The following is a 16,297-nucleotide window of genomic DNA, read 5'->3' on the forward strand; positions in this document are numbered from 1 at the left end:
CCCCCCCCCCCCCCCCCCCCCCCCCCCCCCCCCCCCCCCCCCCCCCCCCCCCCCCCCCCCCCACCCCAGCTCCTACAATTGGAGTCAGTGAGATGTATCAGAGAACCTTATCCAGGGTGATCGGAAAGTCCCGAACTCGCTTGCCGGTGGCGTGATAAATCGCATTCGCCACCGCCGCTGCCACCCCGACAATACCAATCTCACCCACGCCCTTGGACCCAAGGGCATTGACGATTTCGTCATGTTCTTCGACAAACACCACGTCTATGTCACCGATATCGGCATTCACCGGGATGTGGTACTCCGCCAGGCTGTGATTCATGTAGCGCCCCAGTTGATGATCGATCTGGGTTTCTTCGTGCAGCGCCATGCCGATGCCCCACACCACCCCGCCGAGGATCTGACTGCGCGCCATCTTCGGATTGACCACGCGCCCCGCTGCAATCGCGCTGACCACACGGCTCACCTTGAGGGTGCCCAGGTCTTCATCCACACGCACCTCGACAAACACCGCCGAGTGAGTGGCGGTTGAATAACCTTCGCGTTTCTTGTCAGGTTCACTGTCGACCTGCACTTCCAGAGCGTCTTTGCCCCCGTCCTTGACCAACTGTGCCAACGACACACTCACGTCGCGGGCATGGAGCTGGCCGCCTTCAAAACGGACGGTCTCGGCCTCCTTGAACACGGGATAAGTCTGCCGGGCGATTTCCAGCAACTTGACGTTAAGCGCTTCACACGCCTGCTGCACCGCGGTCCCCACCGACGAAACGGTAAACGAGCCGCCCTGCAAAGGTGCGGTAGGCAACGATGAGTCACCGAGCAAAAAGCTGATATTGGCCATTTCAACGCCGCTGGTTTGCGCCGCGATTTGGGTCATCACGGTGTAGGTGCCGGTGCCAATATCGGTGGTGGCGCTGCTGACCGTCAGTTTGCCGTTGGTGTCGATGCTTGCCTTGGCACTGGCCTTCATCTGCATCGCTTCCCACACGCCGCCGGCCATGCCCCAGCCGATCAGTTGGCGGCCGTCGCGCATGCTGCGTGGCTCCGGGTTGCGCTGGCTCCAGCCGAAACGTTCGGCGCCTTCGCGGTAACACTCGCGCAGGGCTTTACTGGACCAAGGTTTGTCTTCGTTCTGATTGCGTTCGGCATAGTTGATCAGCCGCAGTTGCACGGGGTCGATGCCCAGCGCGCAGGCCAGCTCATCCATCGCGCACTCCAGGCCGATCACACCGAGGGCGGCGCCGGGTGCGCGCATGTCCAGCGGTGTGTACACGTCCAGTGGCACCAGCTTGTAGGTCAACTGCACGTTGTCGCAGTGGTAGAGCATGCCGCTCCACTCCACCACGTGTTCGCTGAAATCCTCGAAACGTGAGGTTTGGCCAATCGCCGTGTGCCCCAGTGCCATCAACCGACCGTTGGCCGCCGCGCCCATCTGCAAACGCTGCAAGGTGCGTGGTCGATAACCGAAGGTGAACATCTGTTGGCGGGTCAGCGTCACGCGCACCGAACGCTTGAGCGCCAGGGCCGCCATCACGGCCAACGGCAACTGATATTGCGGGCGCAAGCCTGAACCAAATGCCCCGCCGACAAACGCGGCAAAAACCCTCACCTGGGTGTTATCCAGGCCGAAGACTTTTTGCACATAGGCCTGACAGTTTTGCGGGCCTTGGGTTTTGTCGTGGATATGCAAGGTGCCATCGGGCTGGTACAGCACGGTACTGGCATGGGGCTCCATGGGGTTGTGGTGTTCGATGGGCGTGCTGTAGTGCAGATCCAGGTGGACGGCAGCGGTGCTCCATTCGGCCTGGAAGTTTCCGCGTGGTGCAGGCGGCGTTTGGGGTGACGGGTGCGCCTGTTCCTGTAAAGCCAGCAAGTCAGTCTCGAAGGGTTCGGTGGCGTATTCGATCTCCACCAGGGAGCCTGCATGCCGTGCCAGTTCCAGGTTGTCAGCGATCACCAGGGCCAAGGGCTGGCCGCTGTACAACACGCGGTCGTTGTACAACGGACGAAACGCAGAACCGTCGGCCGCATCGGCGTCAGCAAACGCGTCGTCATAGCTCGCGAGTTTCGGCCGGTTGAGGTGATCAAGCACCATGACCACGCCCGGCAATGCCAAGGCTTTGGCGGCATCGATGCGGGTCACTCGCCCTTTGGCGACGGTGCTGGACACTACGCTGCCATACAACAAGCCTTGTTCCGGGAACTCACCGGCATAACGCGCCTGGCCAGTGACCTTGAGCAGACCGTCCACCCGGTCCAACGGTTTGCCGATAGCGGTCATGGGCGTGCTCCAGCGAGAGCGGCATCACTCAGGGCGCGAATAATCCCGCGGCGTGCCAGCTTGATCTTGAACGCATTGTGCGCCAACGGTTCGGCATCTTGCAGCAGGGCGTCGGCGGCCGCGCTGAAGGTCTCACGGCTGACAACCTGGCCGATCAACGCCGACTCCACCGCGCGATCACGCCAGGGTTTATGCGCCACACCGCCAAGCGCCAGACGGGCGTCGACGATGGTCTCGCCGTCCAGCTCAAGGGCGGCGGCCACCGACACCAACGCAAATGCATAAGAGGCACGGTCGCGAATCTTCAAGTAATGGCTGTGGTGGGCCAGTTGATCGGCCGGCAGCTCGATGGCCGTGATCAGTTCGTCGTCGGCCAACTGGTTATCGCGTTGCGGCGCGTCACCGGGCAAGCGGTGAAAGTCAGCAAACTCGATGACCCGCGCGCCGCCACGCCCTTCAACATGCACCCGCGCCTCCAGCGCCGCCAAAGCGACGCACATGTCTGAAGGGTGAGTGGCCACACACTGGGCGCTGGCGCCAAGGATGGCATGGATGCGATTCAAGCCGGTGCGCGCCGGGCAACCGCTGCCGGGCTCGCGCTTGTTGCACGGCACAGCGGCGTCATAGAAGTAATAGCAACGCGTGCGCTGTAACAGGTTGCCACCGGTACTGGCCATGTTGCGCAATTGCGGCGAGGCCCCGGCGAGGATGGCTTGAGACAACAGTGGGTAACGCTGTTCGATCAGCGGGTGCCAGGCCAGGTCGGCGTTGCTGACCAATGCACCGATCATCACCCCACCGTCGGCGGTCGCCTCCACGCCTTGAAGCGGCAGGCCGGTGATATCGATCAAGTGTTCGGGGCGGCTGATGTTTTCTTTCATCAGGTCCAACAAGTTAGTGCCGCCGGCAATGAAGCGCGAGGCGGCGCTGCTCAGGTGAACGGCCTCGCGTATGTCCACCGGCTTGCTGTAATGAAAGGGGTTCATTGCTCACCTCCCAATACAACCTCTTCGATGGCATCGCGAATATTGCTGTAGGCGCCGCAGCGGCACAGGTTGCCACTCATCAATTCCTGGATCTGCAAGGGGCTGTGAGCGCGGCCTTCATTGGCCAGGCCGACGGCGGAACACAGTTGCCCGGGGGTGCAATAGCCACACTGAAAGGCATCGTGCTTGATAAAAGCCTGCTGAATCGGATGCAGCACGTCGCCGCTGGCCAAACCCTCGACCGTCGTCAGCTCGGCGCCGTCGCACATCACCGCCAGGGTCAGGCAGGCATTTACCCGCTTGCCATCGCGCAACACGGTGCAGGCGCCGCATTGGCCGTGGTCGCAGCCCTTTTTACTGCCGATCAGGTCCAGTTGTTCGCGTAGCAGGTCCAGCAGCGTGGTCCAAGGCAACACGTCCAGTTGGCGATCCTGCCCGTTGAGGGTCAGGCGTATCGAGTGGCTGACGAACGGTCGAGCCGCCGCGCCTTTGGGAGTTGCGCTCATAAACACCTCACGGGTTGGTGTACATCCGCGGCGTTCAGGAAAGTCGCCGTCTCAGGGGTACGACTTCCCGGGGTAATGAGCGTTCAAGGGGATTGATCAGCGGATATTGAGCAGCGTCTTCAAGGTGTTCTGCGGGCCGTTGATCGACGAGTTGCTGTACTCGAACCAGCCTGGCGCTTCGACATTCAGGCTGAACACATAGATGTAGCCCATCAGAGTGCCTGCGCCGTTGCACGCCTGACTGATGTTGCCCACCTGGCACACGGGTGTGCGCGTGCCGTCCAGCTCCGCACCATCGAAACGGCCCATGGGGTTCTTGCCCAGGCCGACTTCCATCACCGAGACCCGTGTAGGCCCGCGGTGCGTGCACATCTGGGTACTTTGCGCCCGTTCCGGAATGGTTTCAGTGCACGCCGCCGACTCGACCTTGAACACGCGCACTTCGCTCAAGGCCGGTGCAGTCGCGCCCCACGCCGGTGCCGCGCCCAGCCACAGGCTGATACTGGCGATCAGAGCTAGACTCCACGCGTTGGCTTTTTTCATGCTGGCAATGACCTTGAATTAAACGTCGGCGCAGTATGCCTCAAGGCCATGATCCGGAGCGATTGTTCAAGAGGCCCAGCCCATACACCATATGGCCTCGGCTGCTGGTATGATGCGCCGCTTTTTCCGATCCTCTCTGAAACCACAGGCGCTTGGCGCAGTTTGTGCTTTGACTTAGAGGTCAACAAATAACGACGCAAAATAGCGTCACAGGGAGCCGGCATGCTGGAAAAGCTGTTTCAACTCAAGGCACACAACACCAACGTGCGCACCGAGATTCTCGCGGGGATCACGACATTCCTGGCCATGGCCTACATCCTGTTCGTGAACCCGAGCATCCTCGGCGAAACCGGCATGGACAAAGGCGCCGTGTTCGTCGCGACCTGCCTGGCAGCCGCCATCGGTTCGACCGTGATGGGCCTGATCGCCAACTACCCGATCGCCCTGGCGCCGGGCATGGGCCTCAACGCCTTCTTTACCTACACCGTGGTCCTGCACATGGGCCATACCTGGCAAGTGGCGCTGGGTGCGGTGTTCATTTCGGCGGTGCTGTTCTTCCTGCTGTCGATCTTCCGCATCCGTGAGTGGATCATCAACAGCATCCCCCTGCCCCTGCGCTCAGCGATTGCCGCCGGTATCGGCCTGTTCCTGGCGCTGATCGCCCTGCACAACGCCGGCATCGTGGTGAGCAACCCGGCCACCATGGTCGGCCTGGGCGACTTGAAGCAACCGGCGCCGATCCTGGCCACCCTCGGTTTCGCGCTGATCGTTGCGCTGGAAGCCCTGGCCGTGCGCGGTGCGGTGCTGATCGGCATTCTGGCGGTGACCATCGTCTCCATCGCCCTGGGCTTCACCCCGTTCGGCGGCGTGACCTCGATGCCACCGTCCCTGGCCCCGACCTTCCTGCAGCTGGATATCAAAGGCGCATTGGATATCGGCCTGGTCAGCGTGATCTTCGCCTTCCTGTTCGTCGACCTGTTCGATAACTCCGGCACCCTGATCGGCGTTGCCAAGCGCGCCGGCCTGATGGGTAAAGATGGCCACATGCCGAAAATGGGCCGTGCGCTGATCGCCGACAGTACAGCCGCCATGGCCGGTTCCCTGCTGGGCACCTCGACCACCACCAGCTACATCGAATCGGCTGCGGGCGTGAGCGCCGGTGGCCGTACCGGTTTGACGGCCATCGTGGTGGCGATCCTGTTCCTGCTGGCGCTGTTCTTCTCGCCACTGGCCGCCAGCGTGCCGGCCTTCGCCACTGCCCCGGCGCTGCTGTTCGTGGCCGTGCTGATGACCTCGGGCCTGGCGGAAATCGACTGGGACGACATCACCGTTGCCGCGCCGGTGGTGATCACCGCCCTGGCAATGCCATTCACTTACTCCATCGCCAACGGCATCGCCTTCGGTTTCATCGCCTGGACCGCCATCAAGCTGCTTTCGGGCCGCTACCGTGAGCTGAACCCGGCACTGGTGATCCTGTCGATCCTGTTCGTGATCAAGCTGGGCTGGTTCAACGCATGACTTTTGACGCCGCAAGCTACACCGCTCAACTGCAAGACAAGGTCACGCGCTTGCGTGACCTGCTGGCACCGTTCGACGCCCCCGAGCCGCAGGTCTTCGACTCGCCACTGCAGCACTTTCGCCTGCGTGCGGAGTTCCGCCTGTGGCGCGAAGGCGGTGATCGCCACTACGCGATGTTTTCGCAAGACGACAAGCGCACGCCGATCCTGATCGAAGAATTCCCGATTGCCAGCCTGCGCATCAACCAGTTGATGCCGCAACTCAAGGCCGCCTGGCAAGCCAGCGCCGCCCTGAGCCACAAGCTGTTCCAGGTGGAGTTTCTCACCACCCTGGCGGGTGACGCGATGATCACCCTGTGCTATCACCGCCCGCTGGACGAGCATTGGCACGCCGCCGCGAACCAGCTGGCGGCTGACTTGAACGTGAGCATCATCGGCCGCTCCAAGGGCAAGCGCGATGTGATCGGCCACGACTACGTGGTGGAAAAACTCGACGTCGGCGGTCGCACCTTCAGCTATCGCCAACCCGAAGGCGCGTTCACCCAACCCAACGGCACGGTGAACCAGAAGATGCTCAACTGGGCGTATGAAGCACTGGGCGATCGCCCGGATGACTTGCTCGAGCTGTATTGCGGCAACGGCAACTTCACCCTGCCGCTGGCCACCCGCGTGCGCAAGGTACTGGCCACCGAGATCAGCAAGACCTCGGTCAACGCAGCCTTGAGCAACCTCGATGAAAACGCAGTGGATAACGTCACCCTGGTGCGTTTGTCTGCCGAAGAACTCACCGAGGCGCTCAATGAAGTGCGTCCGTTCCGTCGCCTGCACGGCATCGACCTCAAGAGCTACGAGTTCGGCAGCGTCTTCGTCGACCCGCCGCGCGCTGGCATGGACCCGGACACCTGCGAACTGACCCGCCGTTTCGACAACATCCTGTACATCTCCTGCAACCCGGAGACGTTGGCGGCGAACATTGCGCAACTGCATGACACGCACAAAATCACCCAGTGCGCGATGTTTGACCAGTTCCCGTGGACGCACCACATGGAATCCGGCGTGCTGCTGACCCGCCGCTGAACCCTCCCCCCTGTAGGAGCCGGCTTGCCGGCGATCACGGTATGTCAGTTAACACATAGGCTGACTGATCCACCGCAATCGCTGGCAAGCCAGCTCCTACAGGGGATGTGTGTTCAGGTCAGGCAGAGGGTTGGAAATACCCCGCCAACGCCTGCAAATCCTGCTCGCTGAGCAACCCCGCGTAATACTTCAATTGAATCCTTGCCAGCAGGTACGCATGCCGCGCATCTGCCAGGTCGCGGCGGGCAGTGAATAGTTGTTGCTCGGCGTCGAGCACATCAAGGTTGACCCGCTCTCCCCCGCTAACACTTTTCTGGGTCGCCGCGACCAGCGCCGTGGCCGAACTTACCGCCATCTCATAGGCCCGCACTTTCGCCGCGCCGCTGGTGTTGAGGTTGAACTGCTTGCGCAACTCCACCAGCGTGGCAGAAGTTTGCGCGTCCAACTGGTACTGGGCCTGGGACAACTGGTTCGCCGCTTGGCGCGTAGAGGCTGACACCGAGCCACCGGCAAACAGCGGCAGGCTGACCTGAATGCCGACGCTGTTGGTGTCGTACTTCTGGTTGTAGCTGCTTTCTGAATCGGAGCTGGTCTGGCGGCTGCTGGCGTACAGGCTGACCTTGGGCAAATGGCCGGCGCGCTTGCGCTCCACTTCATAGGCGGCCACGTCCAGCGCATGGTGCTGGGATTTGAGTTCCGGGTTGTTGGCCATGGCCATTTCACGCCAGATCTCGAAGCGGTTGGGCTCAAGCGGCGGGATATCAAACTGGCGAGTCAAAGGCGCCAGCTCTTCGATCTGCAACGGCTGGCCGACGATGGCTTCCAGTTCGCGCAAGGCGCTGTCCTGGGCATCCAGCGATTCGATCTCTTCGGCCTGGGCCAGGCTCAAGCGTGCCTGAGTTTCCAGCACGTCGGTGCGCGTACCCTCACCCCCCTTGAGCAAACGGTCATTGAGCTGCAGGCGCTCGGCAAACGCGCGCTTCTGCGCACGGCTCAACTCGATGCGCTCCTGGGCCAGCAATGCCTGGCTGTAGGCATTGAGCACGCGCACCGCCAGTTCCTGGCTCTTGCCGCGAAAACGCTCATCGGCCATCAGTGCCTGGGCCGTGCCCTGGCGAAAGCGCGCATAGGCTTCGTAGTCGAGCAGTGGTTGCTGCAAGGTCAGGGTCGAGGCATAGCTGCGGTAATCGCGGTCGCTGGTGGTGTTGCCCGCCGTCACTTCGGATTCGTTGCGCGAATTGTTGTAGCTCCAGGACAGGTTCGGCAGCAACGCCGAACGGCCGATCACGCGGTTCTCTTCACCGGCTTCACGCTCCTGGATGGCCGCCTGAAAGGTCGGGTCATTGCGCAGTGCCAAGTCGTAGGCGTCCAGCAAACCCAAGGCGTTTGCCGCCGAGGTGCAACCGAAACACAAGGTAAACAACAGCGCCTTCATTCTTCCACCAGGGCCATATGGGTGCGATCGAGCAGGGGTTTGAACAGGTAGTTGAGCATCGAGCGCTCACCGGTCTTGACGAAGGTTTCCACCGGCATGCCAGGGCGGATCTGCACGCCATCCAGCTGTTGCATACCGGCGGCGCTCACCTGGGCGCGCAGCGTGTAGTAAGGCTCATCGGTGCGTTCATCGACTTGGCGGTCAGCCGACACCAGCGTCACTTCGCCCGCGATCCGCGGCGTGGTGGCCTGGTTGAAGGCCGAGAACAGCAGCTCCACAGGCAAGCCCGGGTGCACCTTGTCGATCATCTGCACCGGCACTCGCGCCTCCACCAGCAACGGTTCGCCTTGGGGCACGATGTCCATCAGCGCCTGGCCAGGCTTGATCACGCCGCCCTCGGTGTACACGTCCAGCCCCACCACCACGCCGGACGCAGGCGCCCGCACCAAGCTGTTGGCCAGCTCGAACTCGGCCGACGCCAGGCGATTGCGCAAGTCATCGCTGCGCGTGCGGGTATCGGCCAACTGGCTGCGCAGGTCTTTCTGGAAGTCTTCGCCGAGCTGTCGGATGCGCAGGCGCAGTTCGAGCACCTGGCGCTGCAATTGGCCGATGCGACCATAGTCCTCGGCGATGGTGCCGTCGATCTGCGCGTAAAGGCGTTCGCTGTCGAGCAGGCGATTGCGCGGGATATAGCCATCGCGGGCCAGTTCGCGCAGGCCTTGCAGTTGCTCGTTCAGGGCGGCGCGTTGCTGGACTTTGCTGGCTTGGGAATCCCGTGTGCCGCGCAACTGTGCTTCGGCGCCAGCGATGGTTTCGCGCAGGCCTTGTTGCTCGGTGGCCAACGCCTGGGCGCGGCTGTTGAACAACTGCCGTTGCAGGTTCAGCGTGCCCGCAGCGTCCGGGTCGTTGAGCAACTCCGGGCCGAAATTGATGGCTGGCAGCCCCTCGCTTTCGGCGCTCAATCGCGCCTCACTGGCCAAGGACGCCAGGTACTGGCTGCGCAGCGACTGCATCTGCCCGCGCAACGGTGTTTCCTTCAAGCGCAACAGCACTTGGCCGGCGCTGACGACGTCACCGTCGCGCACCTCGATACGCTCGACGATCCCACCGGCCGGGTGCTGCACGGTCTTGCGATGGCCCGAGACCATGACCTTGCCGGACACCGCCACGCCCTTGTCCAACGGCGCCAGCGCGGCCCAGCCGAGAAACCCGACGAACCCGCCCAGCACCAGCCACCAGCCCAGGCGCGAGTACTTTTTGTCATCCAGCGCCAGCACGTTGTGGGGCTGGTCGCTCACCAACATCGGTTTGCCCTGGCTCATGCCTGTTTCCCTTCACCGAGTCGGTAACTCATGCTCATGGTCGACACCGGTTTGGTCACCGGCGCAGTGGGTTTCTGACGCGCTTCCAGCACCCGCGCCGTCGGGCCGAAGGCTTGCAACTGGCCGTCCTTGAGCATCAGCAGTTGGTCGGTGAGGGTCAGCACGTTGGCTTTGTGGGTGATCAACACCACGGTGCGTCGCTGCTGCTTGAGCTGGGCGATGACCTGGAGCAACGCTTGCTCGCCGACTTCGTCGAGGTTGGCGTTGGGCTCGTCCAGCACGATCAACGCGGGCAGGCCGTACAGCGCACGCGCCAGGGCCACGCGTTGTTTCTGGCCGCCGGACAAACCGGCACCGCCCTCTCCCAGCACAGTGTCGTAGCCTTGGGGCAGTTGCAGGATCAGCTCGTGTACGCCGGCCATTTGGGCGGCGGCGAGGACTTTGTCCGCTTCCACCTCGGCAAACCGCGCGATGTTTTGCGCGATGCTGCCGGCGAACAACTGGATGTCCTGGGGCAGGTAGCCAATGTGCGGCCCGAGTTGCTGTTTGTCCCACAAGGTCAGGTCGGCGCCGTCCAGCCGCACCTTGCCGGCCAGAGGAGCCCAGGCGCCCACCAGCACCCGCGCCAGGGTGGACTTGCCACAGCCCGATGGGCCGATCACCCCGAGCACTTCGCCCGCCGGCAGGTTGAACCCCAGGTTGTTCAAGGCGGGTCGGCGACTGCCGGGGGCCGAAGCGCTGAGCTGTTCCACCGCCAGCTGGCCCTTGGGCACCGGCAAGTGCATGCGCGCCGGGCGTGCAGGGTTAGCCGCGAGCATCTGCGACAAGCGCTCATAGGCCAGGCGCGCCGAGCCCCATTGCTTCCACACGCCGATCAACTGGTCGATCGGGCTGAGCACCCGCCCCATCAGGATCGACCCGGCAATCATCATCCCCGGGGTGATATCGCCCTGTACCGCCAGCAAGGCGCCCAGCCCCAGCACCAGCGACTGCAACGCCAGGCGCACGCCCTTGGACCAGGCGGTGACGGCGGCGGTCTTTTCACTGGCCAGGTTCTGCTGGGTCAGGAACGCCTGGTGCTGATCGAACCAACGACCGCGCAACGTGGCGAGCATGCCCATGGCTTCGATGGTGTCGGCATTGCGCAGGTTGGCCGTGGCCTGCTGGCTGGCGCTGATGGACAGCTGACTGGCCAGGGCCATCGGCGCCTGGCTGACGCGGTGGTTGATCCAGGCGAGTGCGATCAGGATCACCGCGCCGCCCAGGGCCAGCACACCCAGCCAGGGGTGGAACAGGAAAATCACCAGCAGGTACACGGGAAACCACGGCGCATCGAAAAACGCGAACAGCGCCTGGCCGGTGGCGAACTGGCGCAGCGTGGTCAGGTCATTCAGCGCCTGGCCTGCCGCCTGTGGGCTGCCCTTGAGTTGCGCTTCGAACGCGGCGTCGTAGACCCGCTGGTTCAAGCGCATGTCCATTTGCGTGCCCAGGCGGATCACCACCTGGCTGCGCACCCATTCCAACGCGCCCATCAGGCCGAACAGGCCGAGGATCATCAGCGTCAGCATCAACAGGGTCATCTGATTGCCCGACGCCAGCACCCGGTCGTACACCTGCAGCATGTACAGCGCCGGGGCGAGCATCAGCAGGTTGATCACCGCCGAGAACAGGCCGATGTTGAAGAAGCCACTTTTATAGGCCGTGAGGGCAGCCAGGGTTTCGTTGCCGGCGTGGCGCATCTGGGGAGTCTCGAAGGGTTGAGCGGGCAGCGTCGCCGCGTTGACAGGCGATACGACGCTGCGCAGAATTCGGCACCGCCGCCGCCGAAGAATTAGAAGGCTTGGCGACAGCGGTGTGTCATGCGGCGAATGGGGGAGCGATCCTCCATTCGCTTTTTTCATGCAGCAGGGGTTCAGGCCGCCAGGGCGAAGTCCTGAGGGATGTCCTGCACGCCGACCAGCGCGACGTCGGTAGTGGCCACCGAGGCAGCGTGGCTGGCCAAGGTGGAAGCAACGTGGTCGAAGGTGTCGGCGGTGGACAGGCCGTAGTCATCCAGCAGGTTGTTGAGCACGGCTTCCAGTGCGGTGGTGTTGCCCTGCATCAGGCCGTAGATCACGTCCTGAACAGCGTTGCCAGCACGGCCCGCGCCCACCAGGGACTCCAGGTCCAGGCCGTTGAAGGACACTTTGTAGTCGCTCAGGGCGAATTCGCTGCCGGCGCCGCCTGTCAGGACTTCACCCAGTTGGACGTTGTCCAGTTGGCCCCACAGGTAGTGGTTCATGTTGTCGCTGGCCGGCAGGGTGCGGTCATACACGTAGTGCAGGCCGTTGGTGGCATCGCTCTCAGCGATGAACGCGTACTCGGAGCCGTTGGCGCCGTGGGTGGCGTACTGCTCACCGCTCATGTTCCGCGCACCGGTGTTGAAACCGCCGGTGTTGCCGGTGCCGTGACCGGCCGTGTTGAAGCCCAGCGACCAGCCGCTCAGGTAGTTGGCGATAGTGGTCGAACCTGCTGCGGAATCGTAATTAACCGAAATAGTCATAACTACACCTGTCCCTATGGAACGTTGAATGACAGCGCGCAGACACTGCGCACTTTTTGCTCACCATTGAGCAAATTCTGATTAGAACCGGTACTCGAGCATGCCGCTCAGCGTGCGCCCACGCGCCAGGCTCAAGTTGTTAGCGTCGCCCATGGCCACGAAGTACGCCTCGTTGGTCGCGTTCTCCAGGGACAGGGCAATGTTGAAATTGTCCGTGGCCCAGTAGCTGGCGTAGAGGTCATAGACCGTGTACTTGGGCCAGGTGGCCTGATCGAGGAATGAGTAGTTCCGCTCCTCCAGATCGCCGCCATTGCCTTCGCTGTAACGCACGCGCACACCGGTATCCAGGCGACGCTCCAGGAAGCGCGCGCCCAAGGTGAGCGAGCCACGGTCGGCAGGCATGAAGCTGGCGTTGCCGAACATGGCCTGGCAACTTTCCAGGTTGTTGGCCGCGTCGTTGTCCAGCCATTCGTAGGTGGCCACAGGGCGAGTCAGCGTGTTGCCGTTGGGTAACTTGATCGTCACCATTTCGCTGCCCACGCGTCGGCCCTGTCTCTTTGCGCCGCCCATATAAAAGCTTTTGGAGCAGAACTCGTTGCTGCCGATCATGTGGGTGTAGCTGAGGTTGGTGTACACCCGCCCCATGTCGTAGTTGAGCTGGTATTCAACGCCGCGAAAGCGCGTGTCATTGAGGTTGTTGACGTACGCCATGGTGCCCAACTGCCCACCGTTGGTGGTTTGTTCGGGCAAGGCCACGCTGTGGTTAAGGAAGGAGAAGTTGGCGATCTTGGTATCGAAGTACGCCACCTTGATGCCCAGGCGATCGTTGCCGGTGAACAACGATTCCTTGAACACATTCACCCCAAACTCCCAGTCGCGAGATTCTTCAGGCTTGAGGAACGGGTTGGGGAACACCCGCTCAGACGCGTCGCCACCGTGGGGGCGGCCGGTCATAAACACTTCGGTCACTGCCGGCGGGCGCCAGCCCTTGCCCCAACGGGTATAGAGCTGCAGCCAGTCCAGCCCGGGCTTTACGCCCAGCCCGAAGGTCGGCGAAAAGTGGCCCTGCTGTTCGTCGATATCAAATACTTCCGAGGTGCGCACGCCGCTGCTGCTGGCGCTGATCGGCTTGCGTTTGTACAGGGTGATGCCGGTCTTGCCCTCCAGCCGATAACGGTCATAACGCAGGCCGCCGTCCACGCTCAGCCAGTCGTCATATTCATAACTGAGGGTGTTGAACAGGCTGGCGACGGTGCGCTTGCCCGCCGGGGTCGAGCCTTCGGCGTAGGGCAGCAAGCCCAACTGGTTGGTGGCTTCCACCTTGTTGGTGCTGGGCTTGAACTGGTCCTGATACAGCTCCAGGCCATAGCTCCACGCCAGGTGCCCACCGGCGCCGAGATCAAAGCGCGAAGTGTTCTCGACCTGCGCGCCGTAGGTGTCGGTGCGAAACGTATCGCGGTAGCCGCCAAACTTGTTGCCTGAACTGGCCGAGGCGGTGTTTTCGGCGTTGTCGCGGTCCAGCACCGTGGAGACGTAATACAGCTTGGTCTTGAAATCGATCAGGGCGTTGTCGGGCGTGTAGCTGTAGTCGAGCGCGATGTTTTGCGCATTCAGATTGTTCTTGCTGTTACGCCGGTAGTAATAGCTCTGCTGGTCGGGGCTGTTGTAGGTCCAGGCGTCGTTGCTGTCGGCGTCGCTTTGCATGTAGCTCAGTTGCACACGCTGGTCTTCAGGCAGGTTGAGCCCGAACTTGATCAACTGCGAGCGGGTGACGCTGCCGCTGTCGCCCACTTCGCCGTTGAGCCAGCCCTTCCAGGCTTCGCGACGGTCTTCCTTGGCGCGGATCTGTGACCCCAGGTTGGAAGCGTTGTCGGTGCCGGCGCGGTAGTTGCCATAGTGGCGCTCGCTGAACCCCAGCAGCACGTCGCCCACTTCGTTGCCGAAGGCAAACACGCCACTGCCGTTGAAATAGGTGCCGTTGCCCAGCTCCCCGATGCCATGCCCGGCACGGATACGTCCGCCGTATTCCTTGCCGTCCTTGAGGAACTCGCTGGCCTCCAGAGTCTTGAACGTGGCGATCCCGCCCAGTACTCCGGCGCCGCCCATGCCCGACTGGCTGCCCTTGTCGATCTCGATGCTGGAGATGAACTCCGGGTCGATCAGCATGGTGCCGTTGCGTTGCTGGTGGCCGTTGACGTTGAAGTTCTGGCGCATGCCGTCGATGTTCATGTTCACGCGGCCGTAGTCCTGTATGCCACGGATGTTCACCGACAGGCCAGGGTCGCGTTGGTCGACGGCGGTGTACACGCCGGCGGTTTCTTCGAGCATGTCGGCGGCGTGACGGGGCGGGCGTTTATCGATCATGTCACGGCTGATCACAGCCACGGACTTTGGGCTCTGGTACACCCAATCACTGGCCTGGCCGTTGGTGTTGCCGGTGATGGTGGTGGTGCCCACGGTGACGGCACTGTCGTGGTCGGCGGCAACGCGGTTGAGCGTGACCTGGCGTTCGCCGGTGAAACGGTACTCCACGGGCGCGCCACCGAGCAGGCGACCAAGGCCTTCCTGCACGCTGAAGCGGCCTTTGAGCGCGGTGCTGCTCAGGCCTTGCAAGCGCTGGCTGTCGAACAACACTTGCAGGCCGGCCTGGTCGGCGAACGCCAGCACGGCACTGCCCAGGGATTGCGCAGGGATATCGAACATCAGCACGGCGGGCTGTGCAGCACCGGCCGGAGGTTGCGCGGCATACACCGAGGCCGCTGTGGCGAACAACCCCAAGTGAATGGCCAGGGCCAACCGGCTACCGGTAATGCGCCCCTTGGTGAATGCTGACATTTCTGGTTTTCCCTGCACTGAGCGTTTTTGTTTATGCGAATGCTTCTCACCTAGCAAGACGTGTGAGGCGCAGGAACTCAGTAAGGTTTTTTTGAAAGTTTTTTAATCGAGGGAAATTTCAAGGAACGCAGCCCCCTGTAGGAGCCGGCTTGCCGGCGATGGCGTCATTGAAAACGCCACCACCTTCAATGGAAATCAATAAATCAGGCTATAACCCGCCAGGTCCAAGCGTTGCACTTGAAGCTCCTGGGTCAAGGTACCGAGGGCGGTATCGAGCATGTCGAGACGGAACACCCCGCTGACTTCCCGCTCACCCAACGCAGCGTCGGTCAACACCACCCGCCCGGGACGATAGCGATTGAGCTGCTCGACCACCTTGGCCAACGGCAGCCGGTCGAAAATCAGCACACCCCGCCGCCAACTGGTGGCACGTTCCACATCGAACTGATCCAACGGCACCACGCCGTCCTGCGGGCTGTAGCGCGCCGCCTGGCCCTCCTTGAGCACGCGCTCGGCAGGGCCTTGGCGAGGTGGCGCCTGCATCGAGACTTCGACGCTGTGCTGCAACACTCCGACCCAGGCTTGCCGGTCATCCTCACGCGTCACCACAAACCGCGTGCCCAGCGCCCGGGTTTGCGCGCCGGCGCTTTGCACCACGAAGGGCCGCGTTTCCGGGCCCACCCTCGGCGCCACGTCAAAAATCGCCGAGCCCTGGATCAGGCTCACGCGCCGCTGCACACCGTCGTAATCCAGGCGGATGGCGCTGTTGGAGTCCAGCTCCACCGTGCTGCCATCGGCCAGGTGCACGGTGCGCACTTCACCTTTTTGCGTCACGTAGTCGGCCTGCAGGCGCAGCAGCGCATCCGGCCCGCGCACCCAACCGACGCCCGCCACCACCACAACCAGCGCCACCGCGGCCGCACGCTGCCAGGGTCGTCGTCGTTTTGAACGGCGCACAGGCTGGGACGCAACCTGCGGACGCTGACGGTGTACGGGCTCGTCCTTGTAAACGTCGCCCAATGCCGCCCAGGTCTGTTCGGCAAAACGCAACGCCGCTTCATGGCGGCTGTCGCAGGCGATCCAATGTTGCAGCTCGGCCTGCTCCTGTTCGGTCAGGGCACCGGCGTGCAGGCGCACCGCCCATTCGGCCGCCGCCTCGGTAATGCTGTGCTGTTGCGGACCCTGGCTATTCACGTGTGCATCTCGAATTTTTCGTTATGTAACGCTGTGACGTCTGACCCAGTGCATTTCGG

General features: G+C 62.7%; 12 protein-coding genes. 2 read left to right on the forward strand and 10 right to left on the reverse strand.

The genetic code is table 11. The annotated features are described in order from the left end of the window. Window positions 1-97: 97 nt before the first annotated feature. The 4 genes from AC07SU_RS22920 to AC07SU_RS22935 all read right to left on the reverse strand — a co-directional run bounded on the left by AC07SU_RS22920 (window position 98) and on the right by AC07SU_RS22935 (window position 4,316). Complete coding sequence (locus AC07SU_RS22920; protein ID WP_494998309.1) at window positions 98-2,281, reverse strand: xanthine dehydrogenase family protein molybdopterin-binding subunit; 2,184 nt, start codon at window positions 2,279-2,281, stop codon at window positions 98-100. Beyond that, complete coding sequence (locus AC07SU_RS22925; RefSeq protein ID WP_494998310.1) at window positions 2,278-3,267, reverse strand: FAD binding domain-containing protein; 990 nt, start codon at window positions 3,265-3,267, stop codon at window positions 2,278-2,280. Before AC07SU_RS22925 ends, AC07SU_RS22920 begins: the two co-directional genes overlap by 4 nt. Next, window positions 3,264-3,773, reverse strand: coding sequence for a (2Fe-2S)-binding protein (locus AC07SU_RS22930; protein ID WP_494998311.1), 510 nt, complete (start codon window positions 3,771-3,773; stop codon window positions 3,264-3,266). Before AC07SU_RS22930 ends, AC07SU_RS22925 begins: the two co-directional genes overlap by 4 nt. 96 nt (window positions 3,774-3,869) lie before the next feature. Beyond that, window positions 3,870-4,316 carry a DUF4879 domain-containing protein gene (locus AC07SU_RS22935; RefSeq protein ID WP_176998474.1) on the reverse strand — a complete coding sequence of 149 codons (447 nt, stop codon included), beginning with the start codon at window positions 4,314-4,316 and terminating at the stop codon, window positions 3,870-3,872. Between the two features lie 222 nt (window positions 4,317-4,538). Between AC07SU_RS22935 and AC07SU_RS22940 the strand changes: the two genes are divergently transcribed. Next, complete coding sequence (locus AC07SU_RS22940) at window positions 4,539-5,834, forward strand: NCS2 family permease (RefSeq protein ID WP_025858939.1); 1,296 nt, start codon at window positions 4,539-4,541, stop codon at window positions 5,832-5,834. Beyond that, a complete protein-coding gene (trmA, locus tag AC07SU_RS22945; protein WP_494998312.1) occupies window positions 5,831-6,910 on the forward strand; it encodes a tRNA (uridine(54)-C5)-methyltransferase TrmA in 1,080 nt (359 codons plus the stop codon). Before AC07SU_RS22940 ends, trmA begins: the two co-directional genes overlap by 4 nt. A gap of 118 nt (window positions 6,911-7,028) precedes the next feature. On the opposite strand, the gene AC07SU_RS22950 is transcribed toward trmA, so the two are convergent. The 6 genes from AC07SU_RS22950 to AC07SU_RS22975 form a co-directional block, all read right to left on the reverse strand. Next, window positions 7,029-8,345 carry a TolC family outer membrane protein gene (locus AC07SU_RS22950; protein ID WP_494998313.1) on the reverse strand — a complete coding sequence of 439 codons (1,317 nt, stop codon included), beginning with the start codon at window positions 8,343-8,345 and terminating at the stop codon, window positions 7,029-7,031. Beyond that, on the reverse strand, window positions 8,342-9,667 hold the full coding sequence (locus tag AC07SU_RS22955) for an HlyD family type I secretion periplasmic adaptor subunit (protein WP_494998314.1): 1,326 nt from the start codon (window positions 9,665-9,667) through the stop codon (window positions 8,342-8,344). Before AC07SU_RS22955 ends, AC07SU_RS22950 begins: the two co-directional genes overlap by 4 nt. Then, a complete protein-coding gene (locus AC07SU_RS22960) occupies window positions 9,664-11,406 on the reverse strand; it encodes a type I secretion system permease/ATPase (RefSeq protein ID WP_494998315.1) in 1,743 nt (580 codons plus the stop codon). Before AC07SU_RS22960 ends, AC07SU_RS22955 begins: the two co-directional genes overlap by 4 nt. 173 nt (window positions 11,407-11,579) lie before the next feature. After that, window positions 11,580-12,209, reverse strand: coding sequence for a heme acquisition protein HasA (locus AC07SU_RS22965; protein WP_176998479.1), 630 nt, complete (start codon window positions 12,207-12,209; stop codon window positions 11,580-11,582). Window positions 12,210-12,290: 81 nt separating this feature from the next. Continuing rightward, window positions 12,291-15,044 carry a TonB-dependent receptor gene (locus AC07SU_RS22970; protein WP_494998316.1) on the reverse strand — a complete coding sequence of 918 codons (2,754 nt, stop codon included), beginning with the start codon at window positions 15,042-15,044 and terminating at the stop codon, window positions 12,291-12,293. A gap of 195 nt (window positions 15,045-15,239) precedes the next feature. Beyond that, window positions 15,240-16,238 (reverse strand): FecR family protein, encoded by a 999-nt coding sequence (locus AC07SU_RS22975; protein ID WP_494998317.1) that lies wholly within the window; start codon window positions 16,236-16,238, stop codon window positions 15,240-15,242. Window positions 16,239-16,297 lie beyond the last annotated feature (59 nt).

Source organism: Pseudomonas sp. GW821-FHT05H12 (assembly GCF_059419385.1).